The following is a 7,389-nucleotide window of genomic DNA, read 5'->3' as shown; positions in this document are numbered from 1 at the left end:
GCGGCAGGCCCAGGGGACGCTGGGGATCGCCGCGTGCGATCAGCGCCAGCGTGGCGTCGATGGCGTCCATCTGCGTGCGCGCCGCCGGGGCATAGCCGTTGCCGGGCGCGTGCATCTCGCGGCTCAGCAGCATCGCGAGCCGGTATTCCTGCTTGCGCACGCTGCCGGTCTCGTTGATCGCGGCGGCGGCACCTTCCAGCTGCCAGGAGAGCCACAACGTGGTGCCGATGGCGACGAGCGCCAGCAGCAGGAAGCCGACGAGGGCGCCGGCGATGCGCGTGGAGAGGCGCAGGTGGCCGGGGATCGGCGGATACGCCGGCTGGGAAGTGTCGCCCATGTGCATTCAGCCTCCCGTCTGCGACATGAAACGAACGATTTTTTCCGGCCGCGCCGTGAAGTCGTGCTGGTGCGGCTTGAGTTCGATGGCGTGGCGGATCGCCGCTTCCAGTTCGGCGTCGCTGGCGCCACCGCGCAGCAGCGGGCGGAACTCGAATTTCTCTTCCTGGCCCAGGCACAGGTACAGCGTGCCGTCCACGGCCAGGCGCACGCGGTTGCAGGTGGCGCAGAAGTGCTGCGACATGGGCGTGATGAAGCCGATGCTGCCGCGGCCGTCGCGCGTGGCGAGATAGCGCGCAGGGCCGCCGCCGAGCTCCAGCGCCTGCGGCACGAGGTCGAATTTTTCGCGCAGCCGGGCCTGCACGGGCTGCAGGTCGAGGTAGGCCGTGTTGCGGCCCGTGGCGCCCATCGGCATCACTTCGATCAGGCGCAGCACGAAGCCTTGCCCGATACAGAATTCCGCCATGCGGTCGATCTCGCCGTCGTTCACGCCGCGCATGGCCACCATGTTGATCTTGATGGGATCGAACCCGGCTTTCTTGCCGGCCATGATGCCGTCCATGACCTCTTCATGGCTGTCGCGGCCCGTGATCGATTGCATGCAGGCGCGGTCCAGCGTATCCAGGCTGACGTTGATGCGGGCGACGCCGGCCCGGCGCAGGTCGGCCGCATGGCGCCGCAGCCGCGTGGCATTGGTCGACAGCGACAGGTCGGCTATGCCGGGCAGCGCGGCGATGCGCCCGGCCAGGCCGGTTACGTTGCGGCGCAGCAGCGGTTCGCCGCCGGTCAGGCGGATGCGGCGCGTGCCCAGCCGGGCGAACACGGCGAGCAGGCGCTCGATCTCGTCGAAGGTGAGCCAGTGGTCCGGTTCTTCGAAGCCCTTGAAGCCCGCCGGCATGCAGTACGTGCAACGGAGGTCGCAACGGTCCGTCACGGACAGGCGCAGGTATTCGATCGTTCGGCCGTAGCGGTCGCGCAACATGCGTTTCTCCATTGGGGCGATGGTGACGATTGTAGGGCGCGCCCGCCGCCTTGGCAGTCGGCAGGACGGATGACGGCGGGTAGTTCTTTCGAACTAGTCATCTACGCGGACGGTGCCGCAGCACCCGCCGCAGCAGCCGGCCCGTTCGGCCCGTTCAGCCCCGTCCGCGCGGTAGCCGGCGTCCGCCAGCGCCGCCGCGATGGCCTGCGCCGACGTGGCGTCTTCGTCGAACTCCACCTGCATGCGGCGGCCGCCCGGTTCGAGACCGATGCCGCGCACGCCGGGCAGCGTGCACAGCGCACCGGTGAGCCGTTCGATGTCGGCGAAGGCGAGGGGGGCGGGGAACTGGAAATCGTGTTGCATGATGCTCCTTTGCGATGGTCGTTGGACCCCGTCAGACTAGGCTTCGCCGGCCCCGTTGTCCTTGAACCGGTTTCAGGTTTTGCGAATCCGGTCGTGCAAATTCAGGCGCAGCCGCCCAGGTAGTGGCAGGCCGTGCAGCGCGTGCAGCCGTCGACCTTGCGCAAGGTGCGCGCGCCGCACTCGGGACACTTGGCGCCCGTCGCGCCGGCGTCCGGTGCCGGCGCAGGGTCCAGGACGGCGTGCGGGACGCCCCGCTGCGCGAGCAGGCGGTCCAGCTGCGCTGCCGGTACCTGGTTGCCCTGCGCGTCCAGGAAGCCGCGCCGGATCAGCATCCGCTGCAGCATGAAGGCAATCGCGGCCACTTCCGAGTCGTGGTAGACGGGTACCTGGACGCCGTCCGCGCGCACCAGGTGGCCGCAGCGCACGGGCCCTTTCTCCCACACGACGGCGCGCATGTCGGCCAGCGCCTTCGCGATGGAGCCGCCCGCGCGCGCCGCCAGCGACAGCAGGCGCATCGTCGACGTGATCCACTGGTGGCCGTCGCTGCGCTGGTTGGCCGGCATGAAGAATTCGAACGGCCGCTCGATGGCGAGCGCGTGCCCGGCCAGCCGGCCTTCCACGCGCATGAAGCTGATCGTCAGGTAGACCGCCTTCCGGCCTTCCTGCGTCGTGTACTCGACTTTCGATGTCACGGATTCGAGCTCGCCCGGCGGGCGGCTCTCGAAGCGCGTGCGCAGCGGATCGACGTCGTCCACCTGCGCTGCCGCCGGGCCGGCGCTGAGCACGCTGCCGGTGACGTCGTTCGGGCGGTAGGTCGCCAGCCCCTTCAGGCCGGCACGCCAGGCGTCGGTGTACAGGTCGCGGAAATCCTCGTACGGGTAGTCGGCCGGGACGTTGACGGTCTTCGAGATCGCGCCGTCGATGAAAGGCTGGACGGCTTCCAGCATGCGCAGGTGGTCATGCGCGGACATCTCCAGCGCCGTGACGAAGTGCGGCGGCAGGGCTGCCGCGTCGGACACGTCGTGGCCCAGCTGGCGGTACAGGCGCCACGCATGGTCGGCCACCTCGTAGACGCGCGTGCCGCCGTCCGGCATGCGCTTCCTGCGCTGGTAGACCCAGGAGAACGCGGGCTCGATGCCGTTCGAGGCATTGTCGGCGAAGGCCAGCGCCGTGGTGCCGGTGGGCGCGATCGACAGCAGGTGCGAATTGCGGATGCCGTGGCGGGCGATGTGCGCGCGCAGCTCGTCCGGCAGGCGGCGCGCGAACGCACCATCCAGGTAGCGCTCCGGGTCGAACAGCGGAAACGGGCCTTTTTCGCGGGCCAGCGCTATCGAGGCGGCATAGGCGGCGTCGCGCAGCGCGCGGCCGACCTCGGCCGCGAACGCGCGCCCGTCGTCGCGATCGTAGCGCTGGCCCAGCATGACGAGTGCGCTGCCCAGGCCCAGGAAGCCGAGGCCGACGCGGCGCTTGTTGCGGCATTCCCCGGCCTGCTGCGGCAGCGGCCATTCGGTGGCGTCCAGCGCCAGGTCGAGCATGCGCACGGCAACGGCGGCCACTTCGCGGAGCAGGTCGAAGTCGAAGTACGCATGCGGCGTGAACGGCTGGCGCACGAACTTCGTCAGGTCGAGCGATCCGAGGTCGCAGCAGCCGTAAGGCGGCAGCGGCTGTTCGCCGCACGGGTTGGTCGCGGCCAGTGTCTCTGCATAGTACAGGTTGTTCTCGCCGTTGATGCGGTCGAGGAACAGCACGCCCGGTTCCGCGTGGTCGTACGTGGAGCGCATCACCTTGTCCCACAGGTCGCGCGCCCGCACCGTGCGGTACACCCAGCGGCCGTCGGACCTCGGTTGCGCATCCGGTCCCGGCGGAGTTGCGTGCGTCAGGTCGAAGTCGCCGTCGTCCAGCACGGCGCACATGAAATCGTCCGTGACGCCGACGGACAGGTTGAAATTGCTGAACGCGCCGCCGCCCTTGGCGGCGATGAAGGCCTCGATGTCGGGATGGTCGATGCGCAGCACGCCCATCTGGGCGCCGCGGCGGGCGCCGGCCGACTCGACGGTGCGGCACGAGGCGTCGAACACGGCCATGTACGACACCGGCCCGGAGGCACGCGATTGCGTGCCCATGACGGGGCTGCCGGCGGGGCGGATGGCGCTGAAGTCATAGCCGACGCCGCCGCCGCGGCGCATGGTTTCCGCGGCCTCGGCAAGCGCGCCGTAGATGCCGGGCGCGCCGCCGTCGCAACCGCTGATGGCGTCGCCGACGGGTTGCACGAAACAGTTCATCAGCGTGGCCTTCAGCCCCAGGCCTGCGGCCGAGTTGATGCGGCCGGCCGGTATGAAGCCGTGGTCCTGGGCCCACAGGAAGCGCTGTTCCATCTCGAGGCGCAGCGGCGCGGCTTCATGCGCGGCGAGGGCGCGGGCGACGCGTGCGCGCACGTGCGCGGCCGTCGTTTCGTCGTCCCGGGCGTATTTTTCGCGCAGGACGTCGAGCGAAACTTCCTGCGGGGGAAGGACGGGAGCAAATAACAAGTCGTTGGCGTTCATGGGTTCCTCTGCGATTTCAGGCCTTCACTATCGCGGAGGGATGCCGGGCGCGCCTTAACCTGGTTGAAGCAATGCGCGTTCGGCCGCCAACTCCTGCACGCCGTCGGCCACCGTCTGCGCGAGGCGCGCGGCTTCGTCCGGATCGAACGTCGCGTGGTAGCGTTTGCGTACGCCGTGTTCGGCCAGCTGCCAGTGCAGGTCCGGGCTCACGCCGTGGCGCGCGAGACAGTTGCGGGCGCATTCGAGCGGGCAGCCGTCGACGGCGACGACGGGCCGTCCCGACTTCGCCAGCTTGACGAGCGACGGCACGTCGCCGCCCACGCCGGCGATGCACGACATCTCGGCGACGCCGCGCCGGTCGAGGTCGAGCGCGATGTGGTTGGCCATTTGCGCCGCGCTGGAACAGCCGGAGCAGGAATAGACGAGGGGGAGTACGGAGCGGTTTCTGGTCATGGATTTCCTCGGTCAGGTCAGGCAAAACGCACGGCGTCGCCTTGCGGGTCGAAGGCGACGAAGCGCTCGACGGCGCCGCGGTGGACGGCGTCGACCATCATCCGCAAGCCCCGCTCGATGCTTGCCGGCTGCGGCGCCGCCAGCGCGGCGACGAACACCATGTCCCACGGCTGCCCGGTCGCGCGCGACTCGTCCGCCAGCGCGGCGAATCCGTCCAGCTCGTCGACGGCCTTGTCGACGCACATCACGGGCGCCAAAGCGCCGCCGCGGCCTTCGTGGAAGCGGCGGGCCTGGCCCGGCGTGTGCGCCTGCGGCAGTTCGGCCACGGCGAAGACGAACAACAGGCGCTGCGGCTCGGGCTGGGCGCGCGCGGCGGCGAGGAAATCGGTGAAGTCGGCGAGTTGCATGGGTATCGGGAAGAGGTTGACGCGAGCCTTCATTGTAGGTCGCGGGCTCGCGCGTGCCTGTCCGCACGATGGCGTACGCCGTCTAGTCATTCCGGCGTATCGCAGGCGCGGCCGGACGTTGCGAGAATAGCGTCATCCCGACATCCCGTGCCCGGAGCGCCCGTGCCCAATATTGATTCCTGTGTCTTCCTGCGCCGCCTGCCGCTGTTCTCCGACCTCGGCGATGACGACCTGCGGGCCGTCGGCGCGGCCACGACGGAAATCCACGTGGAGCGCGGTCGCAACATCGTCGAACGCGGCGACCCCAGCCTCGGCTTCCACTCGATCGTGTACGGGCAGGTCAAGCTGGGCTTCGTCTCGCCGCAGGGCCAGGAAAAGGTCATCGAGATCGTCGGCCCGGGCAAGAGTTTCGGCGAGGCCGTCATGTTCATGGAAAAACCGTATTTCGTGACGGCGACGGCGCTGGAGGACTGCCTGCTGCTGCACGTGGGCAGGGAGGCGATCTTCGCCGGGCTGGAACACAGTCCCGCGTTCGCACGCCGCATGCTGGCCGGGATGAGCCGGCGCCTGCACGGGCTCGTGGCGGACGTCGAGGCATACACGCTGCACACGGGTGGCCAGCGTGTCGTCGGCTATCTGCTGAAGGATGGGCCGGCGTCCGGCGCGACGGTGCGGCTGTCCGTCAGCAAGCGCCTCGTCGCGTCGCGCCTGAACATCACGCCCGAGTATTTCTCGCGCGTGCTGCACGACCTCTCCACGCGCGGGCTGGTGCGCGTGGACGGCCGCCAGATCGAGATCCTCGACGCGGCCGGACTGCGTGCCTACGAAGGGTGACCGTCGACGACGGCCCGTGCCTGGCGCGCGATCACGGCTTCCTCGTCGGCCGGGACGACCCACACGGCGACGGCGCTGTCCGGCGCGTGCAGGCGCGGGCCGCCGGCCGCGTTTGCATCCACGTCGATCTTGACGCCGAGCCAGGCCGCCTGGGCGCAGACCTGCGCGCGGATTTCGGCCGCGTGCTCGCCGATGCCGCCCGTGAACACGAGCACGTCCAGGCCGCCGGCCGCGGCGGCGAGCGAGCCCAGTTCGCGCGCGATCCGGTACACGAACACGTCCACCGCCTCGCGCGCGGCGGGGTCGGAACTGGCGAGCAGCGCGCGCATGTCGCCGCTGACGCCGGAGAGGCCCAGCAGGCCGCTGTCACGGTACAGCATGTGTTCCAGCGCGTCCGCCGTCATGCCGCGGGTGCGCAGCAGGTACAGCACGAGGCCGGGATCGATACTGCCGCAGCGCGTGGCCATCGGCAGCCCGTCGAGCGCGGAAAAGCCCATCGAACTGGCGACGCTGCAGCCGTCGACCATCGCACACATGCTGGCGCCGCTGCCCAGGTGGGCGGCGACGACGCGCCCGCGGGCGCGCGGTTCGCGTGTCGGCAGCGTTGCGGCGATGTGCTGGCAAGACAGGCCGTGGAAGCCGTAGCGCAGCATGCCGTCATCCGCGAGCGCGCGCGGCAGGCCGTACAGCCGGGAGACACGCGGGCTGCCGAGGTGGAACGCCGTGTCGAAGCAGGCGACCTGCGGCAGGTCCGGGTGCAGCCGCGCCATCTTGCCGATCGCCGCCAGGTTGTGCGGCTGGTGCAGCGGCGCGAGCGGCGCGAGCGCATCCAGCTCGCGCAGTAGCGCGGGCGTGACGAGGGCCGGTCCCGCATGGGCATTGCCGCCGTGGACCACGCGGTGGCCGACGGCCGCCAGCCGCGCCGGCGCGAGATGCGTTTCGACCCAGTCGACGACGGCGGCCAGCTGTGCGTCGTAGCCGGCGCCGGCCGGGAGGACGGTGTCCTCGACGCATGCGCCGTCCGGCGCCAGGGCGCGCAGCCGTGGCGCCGGGCCGCCGCCATCGACCTCGCCGCGCACCGCCAATACGAGCTCGGCGCCCTGCTCGGTAAATACGGCAAACTTGATGCTGGACGAGCCGGCATTGATGCAGACGAATCCCCGCATAGTCATGCGTTGATTCATGGCGTCCCGATCACGGCCGGCGCGCCGTTCTTTTGTACGAGCAAAGCCGCCAGCGCGCACGAGGCAAGGCGCGCCAGCGGCCCGTCCGCGCGGCTGGTGAGCATGATCGGCACGCGCGCGCCGAGCACGATGCCGGCCACCTGCGCCTGTCCCAGGTATTCGAGCTGCTTGGCCAGCATATTGCCTGCTTCCAGGTCGGGCACGACGAGGATGTCCGCCTGGCCCGCCACCGGCGACACGAAGCCTTTCGTGCGCGCCGCCTCTTCCGACACCGCGAGGTCGAACGC

At 70.1% G+C, this 7,389-nt stretch carries 9 protein-coding genes; 1 reads left to right on the top strand and 8 read right to left on the bottom strand.

Features of this window, described 5'->3' with window-relative positions; translation table 11 throughout:
* From AC1DYX_RS25335 to AC1DYX_RS25310, 6 genes are all read right to left on the bottom strand, one after another.
* Window positions 1-337, bottom strand: a 337-nt coding sequence (locus AC1DYX_RS25335) for a type IV pili methyl-accepting chemotaxis transducer N-terminal domain-containing protein (RefSeq protein ID WP_477264016.1), incomplete at its 3' end; no start/stop codon positions are given.
* A gap of 6 nt (window positions 338-343) precedes the next feature.
* Entirely contained in the window at window positions 344-1,318 is a 975-nt protein-coding gene (gene moaA, locus AC1DYX_RS25330; RefSeq protein WP_477264014.1) for a GTP 3',8-cyclase MoaA, read from the bottom strand.
* Window positions 1,319-1,411: 93 nt separating this feature from the next.
* Window positions 1,412-1,681, bottom strand: coding sequence for a hypothetical protein (locus tag AC1DYX_RS25325; RefSeq protein ID WP_477264012.1), 270 nt, complete (start codon window positions 1,679-1,681; stop codon window positions 1,412-1,414).
* A 101-nt stretch (window positions 1,682-1,782) separates the two neighbouring features.
* Window positions 1,783-4,224, bottom strand: a complete 2,442-nt coding sequence (locus AC1DYX_RS25320) for an adenosylcobalamin-dependent ribonucleoside-diphosphate reductase (RefSeq protein ID WP_477264010.1) — start codon at window positions 4,222-4,224, stop codon at window positions 1,783-1,785.
* A gap of 54 nt (window positions 4,225-4,278) precedes the next feature.
* A complete protein-coding gene (locus AC1DYX_RS25315) occupies window positions 4,279-4,677 on the bottom strand; it encodes a putative zinc-binding protein (protein WP_477264009.1) in 399 nt (132 codons plus the stop codon).
* Window positions 4,678-4,694: 17 nt separating this feature from the next.
* Complete coding sequence (locus tag AC1DYX_RS25310) at window positions 4,695-5,084, bottom strand: ribonucleotide reductase subunit alpha (protein WP_477264007.1); 390 nt, start codon at window positions 5,082-5,084, stop codon at window positions 4,695-4,697.
* Window positions 5,085-5,246: 162 nt separating this feature from the next.
* Between AC1DYX_RS25310 and AC1DYX_RS25305 the strand changes: the two genes are divergently transcribed.
* Window positions 5,247-5,918, top strand: a complete 672-nt coding sequence (locus AC1DYX_RS25305) for a Crp/Fnr family transcriptional regulator (protein ID WP_477264005.1) — start codon at window positions 5,247-5,249, stop codon at window positions 5,916-5,918.
* On the opposite strand, the gene AC1DYX_RS25300 is transcribed toward AC1DYX_RS25305, so the two are convergent.
* Together AC1DYX_RS25300 and AC1DYX_RS25295 are read right to left on the bottom strand one after the other, a co-directional pair.
* Window positions 5,906-7,090 carry an acetate/propionate family kinase gene (locus AC1DYX_RS25300; protein WP_477264003.1) on the bottom strand — a complete coding sequence of 395 codons (1,185 nt, stop codon included), beginning with the start codon at window positions 7,088-7,090 and terminating at the stop codon, window positions 5,906-5,908. The two genes, AC1DYX_RS25305 and AC1DYX_RS25300, sit on opposite strands and share 13 nt — an antisense overlap.
* 8 nt (window positions 7,091-7,098) lie before the next feature.
* The coding region (locus tag AC1DYX_RS25295; RefSeq protein WP_477264001.1) for a phosphate acyltransferase at window positions 7,099-7,389 on the bottom strand (291 nt) is incomplete at its 5' end.

This window comes from Massilia sp. P2_C2 (assembly GCF_056404615.1).
The sequence above is the reverse complement of the archived record's forward strand: the minus strand, read 5'-3'. Positions and strand labels throughout refer to the sequence as shown.